This window comes from Actinoplanes sp. CA-252034 (genome assembly GCF_050956125.1).
Classification (GTDB): domain Bacteria; phylum Actinomycetota; class Actinomycetes; order Mycobacteriales; family Micromonosporaceae; genus Actinoplanes.
On record NZ_CP191846.1, the window covers coordinates 215898 to 235418 of the forward strand.

17 protein-coding genes are annotated in these 19521 nt (G+C 70.1%); 12 read left to right on the forward strand and 5 right to left on the reverse strand.

The genetic code is table 11. The annotated features are described in order from the left end of the window. Nucleotides 1–74: 74 nt before the first annotated feature. Nucleotides 75–428: an STAS domain-containing protein gene (locus ACQPZW_RS01020; protein ID WP_092549777.1), complete on the reverse strand. Its 354-nt coding sequence runs from the start codon at nucleotides 426–428 to the stop codon at nucleotides 75–77. Nucleotides 429–593: 165 nt separating this feature from the next. On the opposite strand from ACQPZW_RS01020, the gene ACQPZW_RS01025 reads away from it, so the two are divergent. The 10 genes from ACQPZW_RS01025 to ACQPZW_RS01070 are packed head-to-tail and all read left to right on the forward strand — an operon-like array spanning nucleotide 594 to nucleotide 10444. Further along, nucleotides 594–1430 carry an STAS domain-containing protein gene (locus tag ACQPZW_RS01025; protein ID WP_433792978.1) on the forward strand — a complete coding sequence of 279 codons (837 nt, stop codon included), beginning with the start codon at nucleotides 594–596 and terminating at the stop codon, nucleotides 1428–1430. Nucleotide 1431: 1 nt separating this feature from the next. Beyond that, nucleotides 1432–1851 (forward strand): STAS domain-containing protein, encoded by a 420-nt coding sequence (locus ACQPZW_RS01030; RefSeq protein ID WP_433792979.1) that lies wholly within the window; start codon nucleotides 1432–1434, stop codon nucleotides 1849–1851. Continuing rightward, the gene (locus tag ACQPZW_RS01035) at nucleotides 1848–2252 is read left to right on the forward strand and encodes an ATP-binding protein (RefSeq protein ID WP_433792980.1); all 405 of its coding nucleotides are present in this window, start codon (nucleotides 1848–1850) and stop codon (nucleotides 2250–2252) included. The genes ACQPZW_RS01030 and ACQPZW_RS01035 overlap by 4 nt, the downstream gene beginning before the upstream one ends. After that, nucleotides 2249–3280: a SpoIIE family protein phosphatase gene (locus tag ACQPZW_RS01040; RefSeq protein ID WP_433797368.1), complete on the forward strand. Its 1032-nt coding sequence runs from the start codon at nucleotides 2249–2251 to the stop codon at nucleotides 3278–3280. The genes ACQPZW_RS01035 and ACQPZW_RS01040 overlap by 4 nt, the downstream gene beginning before the upstream one ends. After that, nucleotides 3277–4617: an ATP-binding protein gene (locus tag ACQPZW_RS01045; RefSeq protein WP_433792981.1), complete on the forward strand. Its 1341-nt coding sequence runs from the start codon at nucleotides 3277–3279 to the stop codon at nucleotides 4615–4617. Before ACQPZW_RS01040 ends, ACQPZW_RS01045 begins: the two co-directional genes overlap by 4 nt. Next, nucleotides 4614–6149: a SpoIIE family protein phosphatase gene (locus ACQPZW_RS01050; RefSeq protein ID WP_433792982.1), complete on the forward strand. Its 1536-nt coding sequence runs from the start codon at nucleotides 4614–4616 to the stop codon at nucleotides 6147–6149. The genes ACQPZW_RS01045 and ACQPZW_RS01050 overlap by 4 nt, the downstream gene beginning before the upstream one ends. A 59-nt stretch (nucleotides 6150–6208) precedes the next feature. Then, nucleotides 6209–6745 (forward strand): PadR family transcriptional regulator, encoded by a 537-nt coding sequence (locus ACQPZW_RS01055; RefSeq protein ID WP_433792983.1) that lies wholly within the window; start codon nucleotides 6209–6211, stop codon nucleotides 6743–6745. After that, the gene (locus ACQPZW_RS01060) at nucleotides 6742–7431 is read left to right on the forward strand and encodes an ABC transporter ATP-binding protein (RefSeq protein ID WP_433792984.1); all 690 of its coding nucleotides are present in this window, start codon (nucleotides 6742–6744) and stop codon (nucleotides 7429–7431) included. The genes ACQPZW_RS01055 and ACQPZW_RS01060 overlap by 4 nt, the downstream gene beginning before the upstream one ends. A gap of 59 nt (nucleotides 7432–7490) precedes the next feature. Beyond that, nucleotides 7491–8954 carry an FtsX-like permease family protein gene (locus ACQPZW_RS01065; protein ID WP_433792985.1) on the forward strand — a complete coding sequence of 488 codons (1464 nt, stop codon included), beginning with the start codon at nucleotides 7491–7493 and terminating at the stop codon, nucleotides 8952–8954. Further along, nucleotides 8951–10444: an ABC transporter permease gene (locus ACQPZW_RS01070; protein ID WP_433792986.1), complete on the forward strand. Its 1494-nt coding sequence runs from the start codon at nucleotides 8951–8953 to the stop codon at nucleotides 10442–10444. Before ACQPZW_RS01065 ends, ACQPZW_RS01070 begins: the two co-directional genes overlap by 4 nt. 308 nt (nucleotides 10445–10752) lie before the next feature. On the opposite strand, the gene ACQPZW_RS01075 is transcribed toward ACQPZW_RS01070, so the two are convergent. Further along, the gene (locus ACQPZW_RS01075) at nucleotides 10753–12816 is read right to left on the reverse strand and encodes a S9 family peptidase (RefSeq protein WP_433792987.1); all 2064 of its coding nucleotides are present in this window, start codon (nucleotides 12814–12816) and stop codon (nucleotides 10753–10755) included. A gap of 107 nt (nucleotides 12817–12923) precedes the next feature. Between ACQPZW_RS01075 and ACQPZW_RS01080 the strand changes: the two genes are divergently transcribed. Beyond that, complete coding sequence (locus tag ACQPZW_RS01080; protein ID WP_433792988.1) at nucleotides 12924–13898, forward strand: FAD-binding oxidoreductase; 975 nt, start codon at nucleotides 12924–12926, stop codon at nucleotides 13896–13898. Next, nucleotides 13895–14035 carry a hypothetical protein gene (locus ACQPZW_RS01085; protein ID WP_433792989.1) on the forward strand — a complete coding sequence of 47 codons (141 nt, stop codon included), beginning with the start codon at nucleotides 13895–13897 and terminating at the stop codon, nucleotides 14033–14035. The genes ACQPZW_RS01080 and ACQPZW_RS01085 overlap by 4 nt, the downstream gene beginning before the upstream one ends. Nucleotides 14036–14255: 220 nt before the next feature. Here ACQPZW_RS01085 and ACQPZW_RS01090 read toward each other — a convergent pair whose 3' ends face one another. The 3 genes from ACQPZW_RS01090 to ACQPZW_RS01100 form a co-directional block, all read right to left on the reverse strand. Then, nucleotides 14256–14870, reverse strand: coding sequence for a dihydrofolate reductase family protein (locus tag ACQPZW_RS01090; RefSeq protein WP_433792990.1), 615 nt, complete (start codon nucleotides 14868–14870; stop codon nucleotides 14256–14258). 1531 nt (nucleotides 14871–16401) lie between these two features. Beyond that, the gene (locus ACQPZW_RS01095) at nucleotides 16402–16962 is read right to left on the reverse strand and encodes a dihydrofolate reductase family protein (RefSeq protein ID WP_433792991.1); all 561 of its coding nucleotides are present in this window, start codon (nucleotides 16960–16962) and stop codon (nucleotides 16402–16404) included. A gap of 521 nt (nucleotides 16963–17483) precedes the next feature. Beyond that, the gene (locus tag ACQPZW_RS01100; protein ID WP_433792992.1) at nucleotides 17484–19520 is read right to left on the reverse strand and encodes a SpoIIE family protein phosphatase; all 2037 of its coding nucleotides are present in this window, start codon (nucleotides 19518–19520) and stop codon (nucleotides 17484–17486) included. Nucleotide 19521: the final 1 nt, after the last annotated feature.

A 19521-nucleotide genomic window follows, 5' to 3' on the forward strand; every position in this document is an offset into this window, starting at 1 on the left:
CACTCCTGGGGCCGGTTTCAGTCCGGCGACGGGGTGCCCGCCACCGGTCGACGACAAACTACGCCGACCGGATGTCAGTCGAGAGCAGGCTCCTCGGCGGCGACCGCCTCGTCAACCGTGGGGTAGGTGTGCAACACCTCGACCAAGCCGCTCACCTCGAGGATGCGGAGCACCCCGCGCTGTGGCGCTGCCAGTCGAACGGTGCCGCCCGCGTCGTCGGTGCTGTTCTTTGCGCGGACGAAGACCGACAGGCCCGTCGAGTCGCAGAAGGACACCTCAGCGAGGTCGAACACCAGGCGGGTCCGGCCCTTCTCCAGCAGGTCACTGATCTGATCCTGCAGCTGGGGGGCGGTTGCCATGTCAAGCTCACCAGCGACCGACACGACCACCATGTCGTCACGCTGTTCCGTTTGTACCGTCAGGGACATTCGCCGACCTCCAGTTATTGCTGAACGGTACTCCACGTACCCCATGGCGCGCAGAACGGGACGCGCCTTTGGCCTCGGTCCGTTACTTGGCTTACGGCAACTATTGGACATGCTGATGGTAAAGTCCGGCCGTTGCGCAGGATCGCTGTAGTAGGGGAGGCACTGATGCCGCTCAGTCCGGACGAGGCGAGGCGCTTCGCCGAACTGCTCGAGAGTCGGGCTGAGCAGTTGGCGGGCCGCTGGACCGAGCTGGTCGGCGCAGGTCTGCGGGGCCGGCTCAGCAGTGCCGAGCTGCGTCGGCAGACCTCCGACCTGCAGCGTGGATTCCAGCAGGCGCTCGCCGGCGGAGCGGTCGATCTGAGCCAGGAAGCGGCGGCCGAGCTGCGCGCCCAGCTCAACGAGCTCTCCAGCACCCGGGCTCGGCAGGGGTTCAGTGCCACCGAGACGGCGGTCAGCGTCTACGCCTTCAAGGACGCGACGCTGGAGATCCTCGGCGATCAGAACGACATCGCCACCCTGCGGGACTACGTGGCCTTCTCGAGCTTCGTCGACCAGGCCGCGCTCTTCACCTTCGACAGCTACGTGCGGATCCGCGAGTCGATCATCGCGGATCAGGCCGAGCAGTTGCTGGAGCTGTCCACGCCGGTGGTCAAGCTGTGGGAGGGCGTCGTCGCGGTGCCCCTGGTCGGCACCCTCGACTCGGCGCGCGCCCAGGTGGTGATGGAGCGCCTTCTGCAGACGCTGGTGGATACCGGCTCGCCGTACGCGATCATCGACATCACCGGTGTGCCCGCGGTCGACACCCAGGTCGCCCAGCACATCCTCAAGACCGTCGTGGCGGCCCGCCTGATGGGCGCCGACTGCATCATCTCCGGCATTCGCCCGCAGATCGCACAGACCATCGTCGCCCTGGGCATCGAGTTCGGCGACATCGCCACCAAGGCGTCGCTCGCCGACGCGTTGCGGTATGTGATCAGCCAGAACAAGCGGTCGGGACGCTGACGTGGAGCGCGTCCCGGTCCTGAAGATCGGCGACATCCTGCTGGTCTCGATCCAGATCGACATGGAGGACCAGGTCGCCCTGCAACTGCAGGAGGACCTGGCCGACCGGATCGTCGCGACCGGTGTGCACGGCGTGATCATCGACATCAGCGCGCTGGACATCGTCGACTCGTTCGTGGGCCGTACCCTCGCCGCCATCGCCTCGGTCTCTCGGGTCCTCGACGCCGAGACCGTCGTGGTCGGCATGCGCCCGGCCGTGGCGATCACGCTCGTCGAGTTGGGTTTGTCACTGCCCGGCATTCGGACGGCGCTCAACGTCGAGCTGGGCATCGAGATGCTCGGCAGCCGTGCCGACCGCGGCGACGACCTGCTGTTCGACGATGACGACGAACCCGGTGCGGCAGCGGTAACCACGTCGTGAGCGACGAGAGCCAGCGCCTTCCGGTGGTGACCGACCAGGACGTCGTCCGGGTCCGGCAGCTGGTGCGCACCGTCTCGGTGGCCGTCAAGCTGTCCCTGGTTGATCAGACGAAACTCGTCACCGCGGCGAGCGAGCTGGCCCGCAACACCCTGGTCTACGGCGGTGGCGGTGAGGTCGAGGTGACCCGCGTCCACAACGAGCGGCGGCCCGGCATCCGGATCGTCTTCGCGGACCAGGGCCCCGGTATCGTCGATCTCGACCTGGCACTCACCGATGGCTACACCACCGGAGGCGGGCTCGGCCTCGGACTCAGTGGCGCACGTCGCCTGGTCGACGAGTTCACGATCGACACGGCACCGGGTAAGGGTACGACCATTACGATCGTCAAGTGGTGTCGATGAGCGGAGGCGCGGTGGCGTCCCTACCCGAAGGACTCCTGGACGGAGGGGTCTGGTTCCGGGTGGAGGAGCCGGGGACGGCCTCGGCCGTGCGCCGTGCCGCCGAGCGCCTGGCGGCCGAGCTGGCCATGCCGGAGCGCCGCATCGCCGACCTCTCCATCGTCGCCGCCGAGGCGGCCGGCAACCTGATCAAGCATGCCGATCAGGGCGCCATCCTGGTGCGCGTGGTGCGGTCGGCTGACCACGCCGGGGTCGAGCTGATCGCGATCGACAGCGGGCCGGGCATGGACGACATCACATATTCCATGGGTGACGGAAACTCCACGGCTGGGACACTCGGCATCGGGCTGGGTGCGATCCTGCGCCAGGCCAGCCGGTGGGACCTGCACTCGGTGCCCGGCCGGGGCACCGTGCTGAGCGTGCAGGTCTGGCCCGGCGAGGTGCCCGAGCAGGGATGGGCGGCGGGACTGACCCGGCCCCTGAGCGGCGAGACGTCCTGCGGCGACGCCTTCGCGTTCCGCGAGATCGACGGCCGACGGCAGGTCCTGCTCAGTGACGGTCTCGGGCACGGCGGCCTGGCTGCGGCGGCGTCGCACGAGGCGGTGCGTGTGTTCCACCGGGCTGCGGCTGTTCCGCCCGCTCAACTGGTGGAGGTGTTGCACCGTGCCCTCGGGCACACCCGTGGCGCCGCGCTCGCCGTCGCCGAGGCGGACCTCGAAGCCGGGGTGGTCCGCTATGCGGGTCTCGGCAACATCTCCGGCACCGTGCTCGCGCCGGACGGTGGGCGGCGGGGGATGGTCTCCATGCCCGGCATCGTCGGACATCAACGACGGCAGGTGCGGGAGTACGACTACCCGCTCGCTCCCGGCGCGATCCTGGTGATGCACACCGACGGACTGGTCGACCGGTGGAAGCTCACCGACTATCCCGGCCTGATCACCCGTACGCCCGAGGTGATTGCGGCCACCCTTCTGCGGGATGCCGGCACCCGCCGGGACGATGCCGGTGTGCTGGTGGCGCGGTTCTCATGACCGCCGAGCCGCTGATGCGGATACGCCTGCGGGTCGAGCAGGACATCTTCGTGGTGCGGCAACTCGGCCGGGAGGTGGCCCGGACGGTCGGCCTTGAGTCGCAGGACCAGACCCGGGTCGCCACCGCGATCAGTGAGATCGGTCGGGTGCTGCTCACGGCCGGGTACGCCGACGTCACGTTCACCGCTGAAACGATCGGGGTACCTACTCTCCACGTAGCCATGGCCCAGCCCGGAACGGGGCCGGCGGGTCGGCTCGCTGAACAGCTACAGCAGGTCGGCCGCCTGGTCGACACGATGGAGGTCGACGATGACGGGACCGGCACAGTCGTCCGGATGGCCCGGCGGTTGCCGCCCGGCGCTCCTCGGCTGACCCCCGACCGGATGGATGAGATCCGCGCCCGACTGGCACGGCATGTGCCTGGCACTCCGCTGGATGAGCTGGCGGTGCAGAATCAGCAGCTCATCGCCGCCCTTGACGAGGTGCGTGCGCAACGTGACGACCTGGCCCGGCTCAACGCCGAGCTGGAGGAGACCAACCGTGGGGTGATGGCCCTCTACAACCAGCTCTCCCAGGAGCTGGAGGAGACCAACCGCGGCGTGGTCGCCCTTTACGCCGAGCTCGACGAGAAATCGGCGCAGCTCGCGGCGGCCAGCGAGGCGAAGAGCCGTTTCCTGGCCAACGTCAGCCACGAGCTGCGGGCCCCGGTCACCGCGATCATCGGCCTCGGCCGACTGCTCACCGACTCCGGCTCCGACGAGCTCACCACCGAGCAGCGTCGCCAGGTCGACCTGATCCGCGGCTCGGCCACCGATCTGTTGACTCTGGTCAACGGCCTGCTCGACCTGGCCAAGGCGGAGGCCGGCCGGATCGAGCCGACCTGGTCCGAGGTGGATCTGAGAGCCGTCTTCGGTCAGCTGCGCGGCACGCTGCGCCCGCTCGCCACCCGGCCCGAGGTCGACTTCACGGTCGAGGAGCCGGGCATCCCCACCCTTCACTCCGACGAGGTGCTGCTCGCTCAGGTGTTGCGCAACCTCCTCACGAACGCGCTCAAATTCACCGAGGCCGGCTCCGTCCGGCTCAGCGTGCGCCGGATCGACGGCGATGCGGAGTTCGTCGTCGCCGACACTGGTTACGGCATCCCGCCCGAGCTGCAGGAACGCATCTTCGAGGAGTTTTACCAGGTGCCGGGGAGCAAGCCGGTCAGCGGCAAGGGCACCGGCCTCGGCCTGCCTTACGCCCGCCGGCTCGCCGGGATCCTCGGTGGCGCCCTGCGCGTCGACTCGACCCCTGGTGAGGGCAGCACCTTCACCCTCCGGCTCCCACTGGCGTCATGACGCCCGCGGCCACCGTCCTCGTCGTCGACGACAGCGCGACCAAGCGATACCTCCTGGTCAGCTGGCTCAGCCGGGCCGGATTCACGGTGCACGAGGCGGAGACCGGCGGGGCGGCGCTGACCCGGCTCCTGGAAGACACCTTCGACCTGGTCGTCCTCGACGTGAAACTGCCCGACATGAGCGGTTTCGACGTCTGCGAGACGATCAAAGGCGATTCGCGGTACGGCGTACTCCCGGTGATCCACGTGTCCGCCCACGCCGTCGACGTCGTCGACCGCACCCAGGGACTGAACCGGGGCGCCGACGCCTACCTCGTAGAGCCGATCGAACCCGACGAGCTGATCGCCACGGCCCAGGCCGTGCTCCGCTATTACCGTGCACGGCAACGCGCGGAGCTGCTCGCCGAGCGGATGGTCCGGCTGGCCGAGACCACCCTGGCGATCAACTCGGCGCCCACGCTGCCCACCCTGCTCGCGGCCGCCGCCGAGGGCGCGGTCGACATCTTCGGCGGGCCGGTCGCGGTGGTCGCCGAGACCTCCGACGGCGAGAGCCTCGCGGCGACGGGGAAGCCCTCGACAGTGCGCCGGTGGGCCGTCCCCGTGCATCGAGTGGCCGTCGGATCGCTGGTGCGCAGCGACGAGCCGGCCGACTGGGACGTCGTCGACTGGCCGGACGGCGAGACCGTCGCGGTCGCCGCGGCCCGCCTGCGCGCCGACCGGCCGCCCGTTTACGTCGCCGTGCCCGGCAGCTCGCAGACCCCCGGTTTCCCCGTGCTCCGGCAGCTCTCCCAGGCGGTCGCCGCGGCGGTGGAGGCGCAGCGGTCCTTCGACGAGGAACACCGGATCGCGGTCACCCTCCAGCGCAGCCTGCTCCAGTCGCGCCTGCCCGAGGTGCCCGGCGTCGACCTCGCCTTCCTTTACGAGCCGGCGGGCGCGCAGACCGAGGTGGGCGGCGACTTCTACGAGCTGACGATGCTCGACGACCGGCTCCTGGTGGCGATCGGGGACGTGGCGGGGCACTCGCTGCACGCCGCCACGGTGATGGCCGAGATCCGCCACGCCGTCCGCGCTTACGCCGTCGAGGGGCACTCGCCCGGGGCGGTGCTGGAACTGGTCAACCGATTCATGCGGACGGTGCTGCCCGACGAGTCTGCGACGCTCTGCCTGCTCACCCTGGAGCCGGTCACCGGACGGATCCGGATGGCCAGCGCCGGACACCTGCCGCCGCTCGTGCACGTCGACGGCGAAGTGGGATACCTCGCCCCGCGCGGAGCGCTGCTCGGCATCGCGGCGCCCCCTCGCGCCGAGCTCGAATACACCCTGCCGCCCGGCGGCACGCTCGTGCTTTACACCGACGGCCTGATCGAACGCCGGGACGCCGACCTCGACCAGGGGATGAGCGCGCTCGCGGCCGAGGCCGTCCACGTCGAGGCCGACCTCGGCGACTTCTGCCGGCGCCTGCTCACCCGGCTCACCGGTGCCCGGGAACAGGCCGACGACATCGCCGTCGTCGCGCTGCGCCGCTCGCTCTGACATCGAGTCCTCCCGGGGGTGGCTTGACGGCGGCTATTCACTGAGTGAATAGTAGCGCCATGTCCACGGCGCATGTGCTCCTGGGGTTGCTCGCCGGAGGCCCGCGACACGGTTACGACCTCAAGCGGGCCCACGACGAGCGGCTGCCACAGGCCAAACCACTGGCGTACGGCCAGGTCTACTCGACGCTCGGTCGCTTGGAGCGGGACGGGTTCGTCGAGCAGTCCGGCCAGGAGCAGGAGGGTGGGCCGGAGCGGACGGCGTACACGCTGACCCGTTCCGGCCGTGAGCGGCTCGCCCACTGGCTCACCGAGATCGAGCCCCCCGCGCCGTATGTGACGAGCACCCTCTTCGCCAAGGTGGTGGTCGCCCTGCTCGCCGCCGACGCCGACCGCGCCCGGAGCTACCTGACCGCCCAGCGGGTCGCCCACATGACCCGGCTGCGCGAGCTGACCGCCGTCAAGTCCGCGCCGGGCGCCACGGTCGGCGACGTGGTCGCCGCCGACTACGCCATCGGCCACCTCGACGCCGACCTGCGCTGGTTGCAGACCACGCTGGCCCGAGTCGCCGACCTACAGAAGGAAGTGACCACGTGAGTGCTGCGCTGCTGACCGGGACAGGGATCACCAAGGACTACGGGGCCACCCCAGCACTGCGCGGAGTCGACCTGAGCGTCGCCGAGGGCGAGATCGTGGCGGTCACCGGGCCCAGCGGCTGCGGCAAGTCCACCCTCCTGCACTGCCTCGCCGGGATCCTCCGTGCCGACCAGGGCACGGTGGTCTTCCGCGATCAGAGCATCGGGCTCTGGTCCGAGGCGGCGCGGTCCCGGCTGCGGCGCAGCGAGTTCGGGGTGCTGTTCCAGTTCGGGCAGATGGTGCCGGAGCTGACCGCTGCAGAAAATGTCGCCCTGCCCTTGCTTCTCGCCGGTTCGGGGCGGCGAGAAGCAAGGGAGGCGGCGCTCTCCTGGCTCGATCGATTCGGCGTCGCCGGCGTCGCCGACCAGATGCCCGGCGCGATGTCCGGAGGGCAGCAGCAGCGCTGCGCGGTCGCCCGCGCCATGGTGACCCGTCCCCGGGTTCTCTTCGCCGACGAGCCCACCGGCGCCCTCGACCAGCTCAACGGCGAGCAGGTCATGCAGGCGATCGTCCGGGCGGTGCGCGAGGAGGGTACGGCGGTCGTGCTCGTCACCCACGAAGCGCCGGTCGCCGCCTACGCGGACCGGGAGATCGTGCTGTGTGACGGCGTCGTCGACCCGACCGGCCTCGGAGTGGGGACGCTGTGAGAGCAGCCACCCTGGTGCGGCTCAGCACGGCAGGGACCAGGACGGACACGTTACGGACCGTGCTCACGGCCACGAGCGCGGCCCTCGCCACCACAGCGATGCTCGCCGCCGCCACGGTCGCCGCCATCCACGGTGGGGAGCCGGTCGAGCATCCGGACGGGAGCTCGACGGCTCCCGGCGCCGAGCACTACACCAGCCCGCTGCTGCAGGAGCCAGGCCTGCGGCCGGGCGTGATCTTCGGGCTGCTGCTGCTCACCCTGCCGGTGCTCGCACTGGCCGGGCAGTGCATCAGGCTCGGCGCCCCGGCCCGCGATCGGCGACTGGCAGCCATCCGGCTGGCCGGCGCCACACCGGGACAGGCGATCCTGATCGCGGTCGCGGAGACCGTCGCGGCGAGCGGCCTCGGGTCGGCGACGGGCTTCGGGCTCTACCTCGGTCTGCGCCGAGTGCTGCATGACCCCGGGCCTGGCGGCTCACTGGCGTTGCCCACCGACGCGTTCCCGGCGCCTGTTCCCCTGGCGGCGGCGGTCGTGGCGGTGCCGGTGCTCGCCGGCTTGATCGGCCTGATGCTGATCCGCGGGGTGGCGGTCACCCCGCTCGGTGTGGTGCGCCGCCATCGAGAGCACGGCCCGCGGCCCTGGCCCGGGCTGGCCATCGGCGCCGGCGTCCTCGTGTTCAACGTGCCCGTCTGGCTCTCCGACCGGATGGAGATGCCCGGATTCCTCTTCGGCCTGCTGATGCTGCTCGGCGCGGTGCTGGTGATGGCCGGCGTGGTCGTCGGCACCGGCTGGATCTCCTACACGGCGGGGCGGCTCCTGCACCGGTTCGGCCGCGGACCGGTCACGCTGCTGGCGGGGAGGCGGATGATGGCCGACCCGTGGAACGGCAGCCGGACCCTGGGCGCGCTGCTCGGTGCCACGGTGATCGGCGGCGCGGCCATGGGATATCACGCCCTCTTCGTGACCCAGGACCGTGCGGAGAAGCAGTTGAACGCCCTGACCGGCAACAGCCAGGGGCTTCCCGACCCGCTCGACGGCTTCTACGTCGGTACCGCACGGCTGGTGCTGATCGCCGTCGGTGTCGGCGTGGCGGTCTCGGCGGCGGGCATGCTGGTGGCACTGGCTGAGAGCGTGGTGGCACGGCGACGGACCAACGCGGCGCTGACCGCCGCCGGCACCTCCAGCGGCACCCTCGCCGGCACACTGCTGTGGCAGACCATGGCGCCGCTCGTCCCCGCGCTCGCCCTGGCCGTCGTCTCCGGGCTGGTCCTGGTCCGATCGCTCTATCACGAGGTCGCGGTCGGCGGAGGGATCACCGAGTCATGCACCGATCCGGCGGCTGACTTCGCGACCTGCGCGCGGACCGTCGTGACCGACCCGATCGTGACGCTTCCCGTGCCGGTGCCCTGGCAGCAGCTGACCGTGCTCGGCGGCGGCACAGTTCTGCTCATGCTGGTGGTGGCCGCGATCGGGATGCTGGTGCTCCGCAGCAGCACCGACCTCGAAGAGATCCGTGCCGCATGACCACGATGACCACTCCCGGAAGACACGACACCCCGACCGCTTCCCCGATCCGGCCTGCGGTGCTGTTTCGCCTGGCCACGGCCGGTGGGCGCGCCGACCGGATCCGGACGACGCTGACCGCTGCCAGCGCGGCGCCGGCCGCCGTGGCCCTGCTGGCCGCGGCCACGGTCGCGGCGATCCCCGACGGTGATGCCCTCTACCGGACCGAGATGATCGCCCGCGGCGAGCAACGGACCGCGGTGATCGCGGCACTGCTGCTGGTGGCGGTGCCGATCCTCGTGCTGGCCGGGCAGAGCATCCGCTTCGGCTCGCCCGGCCGCGACCGGCGGTTCGCCCTGCTGCGACTGGTCGGCGCGACCCCGGGACAAGCGGTTCAGGTGGCGGTGTGGGAGACAGCGCTGGCCGCGGCACTCGGATCGGCGGTCGGTCTCGGGTTCTTCCTGGCAATGCGGGCGGCCCTCGACCAACCGGCGCAGGACGGCAGCCGGGCCCTGCCCACCGACGTGCTGCCATCGGTGGTGGTGATGGGCGCGGCATTGCTGCTCGTGCCGGTGATGGCCGCGATCGGTGCGGTGATCCTGCTGCGGCCGGTGATCATGACGCCTCTCGGGGTGGTGCGACGGGTCCGCGACCGCCGGCCGGCGGGCTGGCCCGGTCTGCTGATCATCGGAGGCGTGCTGGCACCGGTGATCGTCGACCCGTTCGGCGGCTGGCTCCTCGACAGTGCGGATGAGGCCGAGCCCGGGCCGGGCCTGGCGGCGCTCACCCTGGCCGCGGTCGTGCTGCTGGCCACCGCCGGGGTTCTGATCGGGTCCGGCTGGATCGCCTACACCGCTGGTGAGCTGTTGCAAAGGTTCGGCAGGCGGCCGGGAATGCTACTCGCCGGGCGGCGGCTGACAGCCGACCCGTGGAGCGGCAGCCGGTTGCATGCCGCGCTGTTCGCCGCCCTGATCGTCGGCGCGGGCGCCTGTGCGGTGCGTGCCTATGTGGTGGCGATGCAGGACGCCGGCGACCGGATGGCCCACCTCAGTGGGCGGCCACCCGTTCCCGGCGGCCAGTACCAACTGAGTCCGATCACGTTGATCGACCTGGCGGTGGCCACCGTCATCGCGCTCGCCGCGGCCGGCATCCTGGTGGCCCTGGCGGAGGGCATCACCAGCCGGCGTCGGGTCTATGCCGCACAGGTGGCGGCCGGAGTGCCCCGCCGGGTGCTGGGAGAGGCGATCGCATGGCAGGCGCTCGGGCCGGCGGTGCCGGCCGTACTGATCTCGCTGACTCTCGGCTGGTCGATCGTGCGGTCCCTCGGGTCGACGGTCACGGTCGGCGAAGCGGACCAGCCAGGGCTCCGGGTGACCATGCCGGTCGAGGTGCCGTGGAGTGACCTGCTGCTCCTCGGGGGTGGCGCGGTGGCGGCGCTGACCCTGGTGGCGGTGGCCGGCGCGCTCCTGCTGCGAACGAACACGGACCTGGAGGAGATCCGAGTGGGCTGACCTTATCGTTCGCGCCGGGCGGGCTGAGCTCGTGCTTGCGCCGGATCGGCTGAGCTCGTGCTCGCGCCGGGTGGGCTGACCTTGTGTTCGCATATGCCCGGATGCGGGCGTTGCGGTCCGGGGCGGGGGCTACGTCGCCTGGTAGCTCCGGGACGGCCATGATCGGCGGGGCGGGTCCGTCCGTACCGTCGGAAGGGTTTGATCTTGGGGGAATGCTGCGGGAGCTCGGCGCCGGACCCGGAGCGCAATGCCATGTGGGTCGAGCGCCGCGGCATCCGTGAGTGCGGATGCCGCGGCGGCCGGATCGGTCAGGCGGGCTGCAGGACGTCCAGGATCCAGGCGAGGTTGAAGGCCTCTTCCTTCCATGCGTCGTAGCGGCCGCTCGGGCCGGCGTGGCCCGCGCCCATCTCGGTCTTGAGGAGATAAGTGCCGTCGGGAGCCACGCTGCGCAGCCGGGCGATCCACTTGGCCGGCTCGTGATAGAGGACCCGGGTGTCGTTCAGGCTGGTCACCGCGAGGATTCGGGGGTAGTGCTGCTTGATCACGTTCTCATACGGGCTGTAGGCCTTCATGTAGGCGTAGACCTCGGCCGACTCGATCGGGTTGCCCCACTCCTCCCACTCGGTGACTGTCAGGGGTAGCGACGGGTCGAGGATCGAGGTGAGCGGGTCCACGAAGGGCACCTCGGCGAGGATGCCGGCGAACGCCTCCGGGGCGATGTTCGCGATCGCGCCCATGAGCAGGCCCCCGGCCGATCCGCCACGGGCCACCAGACGGTCGGCGGATGTCCAGCGGCTCCGGACCAGGGCCTCGGCGACCGCCACGAAGTCGGTGAACGTGTTGCGCTTGGCGAGCATCTTGCCCTGCTCATACCACTGCCTGCCCATTTCGCCGCCGCCGCGGACGTGGGCGATCGCGAAGACGACACCACGGTCCAGGAGGGACAGTCGGGCGATCGAGAAGTACGGGTCGATCGAGTGCTCGTAGGAGCCGTAGCCGTAGAGCAGCGCCGGTGCCGAACCGTCCCGCTTCACGCCCTTGCGTGCCACGATCGAGATCGGCACACGGGTGCCGTCGGGGGCCGTCGCCCACTCGCGGAACTGCTCGTAATCGCTCGGCTGGTAGTCGCCGAGGACCGGCTTCTGCTTACGCAGCGTCATCGACCGGGTGATCAGGTCGACGTCGTAGACCGAGTCAGGGGTGACCAGCGAGGTGTAGGCGATCCGGACGGAACTCGTCTCATACTCCGGGTTGCCGGCCAGCCCGACGCTGTACAGCGGCTCGGGGAACTCCATGTCGTAGGAGGCCGTGCTGCCGTCGGCGATCACCCGCAGACCGGTCAGGCCGTCACGCCGCAGCGAGATCACCAGGTGGCGGGAGAACGCGTCGACCGACTCGAGGCGCGTGCCCGGCTGGTGCGGGATCATCTCGATCCACTCGCCCGGGTTGTCCACCGAGGTCCAGGCGACCGCGAAGTCCTCGGCATCACGGTTGTGCAGGATCAGGAACCGGTGGCCGTGGTGCTCGATCGAATACTCCACGCCCTGCTGACGCTCGGTGATCAGCATCGGCTCGGCGTCGGGGGTGTCCGAGGGGATCACCCGCACCTCAGAGGTGATTTTGCTCTGGGTGTCGATGACGATGAACTTCTCACTCCGGGTGAGATCGACGCCCACCCAGAACCGCTCGTCCGGCTCCTCGAAGATCAAAGTGTTGTCGGTGCTGCCGACCGTGTGGCGCCACACCCGGTTGGGCCGCCACGCCTCGTCCACAGTGATGTAGAACAGTGTGGTCCCGTCGGCTGACCAGGCGCTGCCGTAGAAGACGTCGGTCACCTCGTCGGCCAGCACCTCGCCGGTCGCCAGATTCTTGACCTGCAGAGTGAAACGTTCGTCACCGTCGAAATCGGTCGAATAGGCCAGCCAGTTGCCGTCCGGGCTCACATCGAAGGTGCCGAGCGCGAAGAAATCCTTGCCCTCGGCCAGCTCGTTGCCGTCGAGAAGGACCTGCTCACCGGGCTTGTCGACGCCCATCGGCGGGTCCGTCTCACCCGCGCGCACGGGGACACGGCAGTGAATCCCATACTGCTTGCCCTCCTCGGTACGCGTGTAATACCAGAATCCGCCCTTACGGCTCGGAACCGACAGATCGGTCTCCTGAGTACGGCCCTTGATCTCCTGGAACACCGTCTCCCGGAGACTCGCGAGGTGCGCGGTCGCCTGCTCGGTCCAGGCGTTCTCCGCCTCCAGATGAGCGATGGTCGCCGGGTCGTCCTTGGTCATCAGCCAGGCGAACTCGTCGACGACCGTGTCGCCGTGGAAGGTGCGCTCGGTGGGCGCCTGCCGCGCGGTGGGTGGGCCTTCAATCGTCACCGGAAACACGTTACCGCCCGGATTTCCCGGGCACACGAACCTCGGTCATTCGTACATGTGTACGATGTGCCAGAGTGGACGATCTTCGCTGTGGGGGAGGCATCGGAGTGAGCGGTTCTCTTCTCGCCGAGCTCGTGGAGATCTGCGGTCCCGGTGCCGCGCGTGTCGCACAGGGTGACGATCGGGTCGCCGGGCGCCACGCCGACTACGTCGCCGCGCCGGCGACCTCCAACGCCGTCTCCCGGCTGCTGCGCCTTGCCGCGGAGCACGGGCTCGGCATCCGGCCACGCGGTTCGGGGAGCAAAATCGATTGGGGTACGCGTCCTCAGCGCTTGGACATCATCGTTGATACCAGCCGTCTCCACGGCATGTGGGATCACGACGGCTCGTCCGCGATCGTGGCCGCCGGCACTCCTGTCGATGCGGTGCAGGCCGCTCTCGCCCGGCACGGCAGACGTCTCGTCCTCGACCCGCCGTCGCCCGGCGCCACGATCGGTGGAGTGCTCGCCGTCAACGAGTCCGGGCCGCTGCGGCATCGCTTCGGCTCACCTGCCGGCCAGGCGGTCAGTGTCGCGCTCGTCGACCCGGTGGGCGAGATCGTCGACCTCGCCGAGTGGGAGAGCCCAGCGCCCGGAGTGATCACGTCGGCGGTGCTGCCGGTCGAGGAGCTGCCGGAGGCGCGGCGCTGGGTGGTCCGGCCGGTGTCCACGCCGACCGAGGTCAACGACCTGGCGACCCGGATCGTGGCGCAGGAGTTCGCGTTGAGCGCCGTCGAGATGGACATGCCCGCGACCGGGCCCGGTTCTTTTGCGATGCTCCTCGAGGGGACGGCCGGCGCCGGGCGGCCGGCGCCGGGCGGCTGGCGCGTGAGCTGGGTCCGCTCGCGGTCATCCGGGCCGAGGCGCCGGAGTGGTGGGGGAGCTATCCGTTCCGGGCGTCCGATGTGGCGTTGCGCCTTCGGGTCCGGTCCCGTGACCTGCATGCGGTCGGGTTCGTGCTGCGTGATGCCGTCGGATCGGCGGTGGCGGTCCGTGGCTCGGTCGGGGCCGGGGTGGTGCATGCCGTTCTGCCGCGGGGGTTGAGCCCAGCCCGCATCGGCGACATCGTCGCCGGCCTGGAACAGGTGCTGATGGCCCGGCGTGGGCGGGCCGTCATCGTGACCGCCCCACCCGACCTGGCCGAGCGCATTCCGATGGCCGAGCCCGAAGACCTGTTCTGACCTGGTCGTGGAGCGGGATTGTCCGGCTTGGGCGTGTGGTTTCGGTCCTTCGACGGATCCCGCTCGTTCGGCGGTTCGGTCTTCCCTAGTCTTCCCGCGGTTTGGGCTTTCCCGCGGTTTCGGCTCTCCCGCGATTCCGGCCTTCCGCGGGCCCGGCATCCCCGCGGGCCCAGCCTTTCTCGCGGTTGCGGTCGGTGCCGTGGTTTCGGGCTCTCGCTGATCAGAACGGGGCGGGGATCAGAGCGGCGGTTTCGGCGGCCAGATGCCGGCCCATGCGGGCTACGTCACCGACCGCGTAGGTGAGGTAGGCGAACTGGCCGACCTCGCGGACACCCGTGAGGATCAGATCGTCGACCAGCAGGCGGCGGCGCAGCATCGGAATCCCCTCGCCCAGGATGGCCGGGGCTATACCGAGGATGAGCTCATCCAACAGACCCTCGGCGACGAACTGGCTCACCAGATTGCCGCCGCCGGCCAGCCAGACGTTCTTGCCCTGGGCGGCGACGTGCATCGCCTCGTGCACCCGGCGGACATCACCGCTGATCATGAACACGTTGGCGTCGGGGACGGGCGGCAGGTCGCGGTGGGTGAAGACCCAGCACGGTACGTCGCCGTACATGTCGTGCCAGTTCTCTGGTTCCTCGAGCAGGTTGTCGTGCTTGAGGACCCATTCGTAGGTGGTCGCGCCCATGGCGAACGCGCCGACACCCTCGAAGAACTCACCGAACGGGTTATCGGTGCCCTCGTCGACCTCGAAGAGCCAGCCCAGCGAGTGGTTCTCGTCGGCGATGTAGCCGTCGATGCTGGTGGCGGTGTAGTACTGCGTCTTCGCCATGACCAACACCATGCCATGCCAGGCGCGGCAAAAAGGGCAGATCGATCAGGACCGGCTCGTCCTGCCGGATTCGTATCCGGGCCGTCATTCGCCTGATCGTCCTGCCCCGGCCAAACTGCCCCCCCCGGCCTTCGTGGTCACCCTCGCGGTCGTCCTGGGCTCGCGATGGTCCGGGCGAGCGGTCGTCCGGGACTTGCGGTCATCCGGGACTCGCCATGGTTCGGGATTCGCCGTGGTCTGGGACTGGCGGTTGCCCGGCCTTGCGGTCGTTCGGGACTTGCGGTCATCCGGGATTCGCCGTGGTTCGGGATTCGCCGTGGTCTGGGACTGGCGGTCTTCCGGGCGGGCGGTCTTTTGACCGGCTCACGGCTGCGTTACATCGAACCCCCGGCCGGCCGTCCATGTCCGACCGCAACATCGTCGGGGCGCTCTCCCACCTCTCGATCTTGGGAGCCTCGAAGCCGCGGCTGACGTTGGAGTATCGGCTGACGTTCACAAGATCGCTGCGGGTGGATGCCCGGCCATGGCGTTTGGGGGCATTCGTAGCCGAGATCTGTGTCGGCGCCGTGGCCAGGATTTCGTGAGTGGCGAGCGATCTTCGTCGTCAGGAAACCCGAGTCGGCCAGGAAACGGAGGGTGCCGGTGGCGGGTGGGGTGTTGCCGCACCCAGCCCGCCACCGTCACCGGCTCGACGCCGCGGCCTCGGGGAATTCCGGCTGCGGGGTCCCACACCGTACTCCAACGGACGGGACCACGGGACCGACTCTCACATCTCGGATCGGCGTCGGTGGTCGGCGTGTCCACACTGCTCAAACGCAAGAGCGCGCGTGGAGTTCCAGCCCGTAGTCGAGAGATTCCCCGTGGGTGTCCGGTGATCCGCGTCGGTAGGAAGCAGCCGCGAAAGAGTGGAGTTCAGTGGCTGAGGACAGCGGCAGGTTCGGCGTGATGGCGGGGCCCGGTAACGGTGGATGTGACCGGTGGCTGTGCGCGGTAACGGTCGAGACGGCGGAGCAGCGGCTGCGGGATCAGCGGTGACGGGCTGGTGGCGAAGACTCGGGCAAGGCAGAACACAGATACGTGAGGGATGCCAGGCGGCAAGATCACCCGGCTGTGAACGGCGGCCGAATCTGGACCTCTCTTGGGCGCTTGGGTTCCAGGCGCCGCCTGGGGGTCAGTTTTCACGCGCCGCCGATACCGGCCACAGGAAAGCGGAAGGAAAGAGGATGGCGGCCCGGGAGCGGATGGCGGCCAGCGTGAGGCCCAAGGCGAGCGTCGTCAGGCCAAGGCGAGCGTCGTCAGGCCAAGGCGAGCGTCGTCAGGCCAAGGCGAGCGTCGTCAGGTCGATGGGAGGCGTGTCGGGTCGAGGTGAGGGCCTCGCGTCAAGGTGAAAGTGTCGGGTCGAGGTGAAGGCCCGGGCCAAGGTGAAGGTGTCGGGTCGAGGTAAGCGGCGGCGGGTTGCGGTGAGGGGTGTCAGGCCAGGGCGGGCGGCGTTGGGCCGGGGTGAGGGGTGCCGGGCCGATGAGATGGAGCGTCAGGTTGGCGGGCGGACTGCGTAGGTGAGGTAGGCGAACTGGCCCAAGCGGCGGGTGTCGGTCAATGCGTATCGGGATGAGGTGATTCGGCGGGGTAGGACGGGGGCGCCGGCGCCGAGGGTTACCGGGGCTACTCCGAGGATCACCTCGTCGAGCAGGCCGTGATCGGCGAACTGGGCCACCAACTCACCGCCACCGACCAGCCAGATGTTCTTTCCGGCGGCGGCCGACACCATCTCGGCGTGGACTGGGCGGACGTCACCCCGTACGAAATGAAGGTTTGCTCCTGGAATGACCGGCAGCTCACGGTGAGTGAAGATCCACGCCGGTGTGTTGCCGTAAGGCTCCAGCCAGGAGGAGGGGTGCCCCAGCGCCTTTTCGTGGGCCAGCACCCACTCGTAGGTGGTGGCGCCCATCGCGAACGCGCCGACACCCTCGAAGAACGAGGCGAACGGATTCTCGCCGGCCTTGTCGTCGACCTCGAAGAGCCAGTCCAGCGAGTTGTCCTCATCGGCGATGTAGCCGTCGATCGTGGTCGCGGTGAAGTACTGCGTCTTCATGCCAAGACCCTGCCACGAGGGTCTGACAGAAACAGGGCCTCGAAGGTGCGACAGAGGAGGCGAGGAGGAACCGCGAACGAGAGCGGGAGGAGAACGAGAGGGGGGAGAACGAGAGGGGGAGAACGAGAGGGGGGAGAACGAGAGCGAGAGGAAACCAGAGGGGGAGGAGAACGAGAGCGGGAGGAGAACCAGAGGGGGAGGAGAACCAGAGGGCGAGGAAAACGACGAAAGAAGGTGCCGGGCACAACGGCGGAGGGCGAGGGCGCGCGCAGCAGAGGAGGGACGGGCCGGTTGAGAGAGCTCGGGGAGGCCGGGGAGGGAGACCGCGCGGGGAGGGAGGCCGCGCGGAGAGGCCAGGCAGGGATACCGCGCGGGAATACCGGGCAGGGAGACAAAGGGGGAAACCGGGCAGGGAGGCCGGCCGGGCGGGGAGACGGGCGGGCGGGGAGATTGGCGGGGAGACCGGGGAGTGAGACCGCGGAGGGAGAACCCGGGAAACAGCGCCGCAGGGAAGCCGGAATTCAGGCGTCGTTGCGGAGGACGAGGATCGCGATGTCGTCGCGGGGTTCCTCGACCGAGAAGTTGATCGTGGTGGAGCGCAGCCGGGCCGCCATCGCGTCTGCCGGGTAACCGGCGAGTGGGGCCGCGGCCTCCTTCAGGCGGGCGGATCCGAAGAGCTCACGGCCGCGCCGTCGCTCGGTGACCCCGTCGGTGTAGAAGATCAGTGAGTCGCCCGAGTTGAGGGTGATCGTCACGTCCGGTGAGGTGATGCTCTCCAGCAGGCCGAGGGCCGTGCCGCCCTCGCCGACGAACGTGGTCTTGCCGTCGGCGCGGACCAGCACCGCCCGGTCATGGCCGGCCAGGTGCAGGCAGACGGTGAGCGCGCCGCTCGCCTGCCGGGTCACCGAGGCCATCGCCAGCGTGCAATACCGGCCGCCGCCGCGCTGGACCAGGGTCCGGTTGACCCGCCAGAGGATCTCGCCGAGCGCCTTGCCGTCGTCGACCAGGATCCGGATGACGTCGCGGACCAGGCCGGTCACGGTGGCCGCCTGCACACCCTTGCCGGAGACGTCGCCGACCACGACGAGCCACTGATTGACGCCGGACGGGACCACGTCGTAGAAGTCACCGCCGACCTCGGAGCCGGTCGGCACATACTCGGCGGCGAAGCCGATGCCGTCGACGCGGGGCAGGGCCGGGGGCAGGAGCGAGGCCTGCAGCGTACGCGCGACCGTGCGCCGCTCGTCGTGGATGCGCGCGTTGTCGATGGCGAGCGCCGCCCGCCGCGCCACATCCTCGAGGACGGCGACCTCGTCGGCGTCGTGCCGGTGTTTCGGATGGCGCCCGACGGCGAGGGTGCCGAGCCGGGCGCCACGGGCCACGAGCGGCACCGCATAGCCCTCCAGCGGCGAGTTGAACATGACCTGGGTGCCGAGCCGGGACGACTCCTCAAGCCGGGCCAGCAGCGACTCGGGGCCGGGCTCGGCGAGGGTCGCGTGCAGCTGGGCCAGCGCGGACTCGTCGGCGTGGGTGGCGGCGGCCAGTTGCAGGCGGCCCCACGCGTCGGTGGTGTGGACGGCGCACCACTGACCGAGCCGGGGCACCACGAGCTGCGGGATCAGCGCCATCGTGAGGTTGACGTCGAGGGACTGGGCGAGCAGCTCGCTGGCCTCGGCGAGGAACGTGATCCAGGTCTGCCGGCGGATGTCGGCGCGGCGCAGCCGGTCATTTTCCAGATGGAGGGCGAACCGCTCGGCGACCATGGTGGCCAGGGCCAGGGCGTACCCCTCGGGGGCGGCGTCGAGCTCCAGCTCGCCGGCGTAGGGCCGCTGCACGGCCAGGGGCACCCGGATGGTGTCGGCGTTGTCACGGGGCGCCCGACCGTACCGCGCGAGAAGTTGTCTGCCCATGCCCTCGCCCCGGTCGAGCCGGACCACTCCGCCGGCCGCGCCGGTGAGGCGCGCCAGCCGGGAGAGGAGGTCGGCGGCGAGGTCGGCGAGCCCTTCGTCGGAGTGCCGGTCGGTGCCGCTGCGCAGCAGCCCGGTGAGCGCGCCGAGGCTCGGGGTCTCGGAGGCGCTGGGCAGCCGCACCGGGACGCCGGCGCCCTCGCGCTGGTCTATGCGGAACCAGACGCCTTTGCCGTCGCCCTCGTGCACGGTGCCCCAGCGGCTGGCGAAGTGGTCGACGAGCAGCAGGCCCCGGCCGCGCTCGGCGACCTCACCGATCTCGGAGCTCTCGTTCTTGGGCCCGATGGTGAGCTGCTCGACGGGCCCGGAGGCGAAGTCGGTGACGGTGACGGTGAGCCCGCCCGGGTCGGCCGAGACCTCTATCTCCAGCTCGGTGTTGGCGTGCACGACGGCGTTGGTGGAGAGCTCGGTGGTGAGCAGGAGAGCCTCGTTGAGCAGGCCGACCAGACCGGTCTCCTCGAGCACCGAGCGGACCAGCGCGCGGGCCGCCGCGGGGGTCCGCCGATCGTTGGGCAACCTGGTCCGGCGCACCAACGCCTCGGACGGGGCTCCCGATGGGATGCTCGTCCTGAATCCGACCTCGGCTGGCACC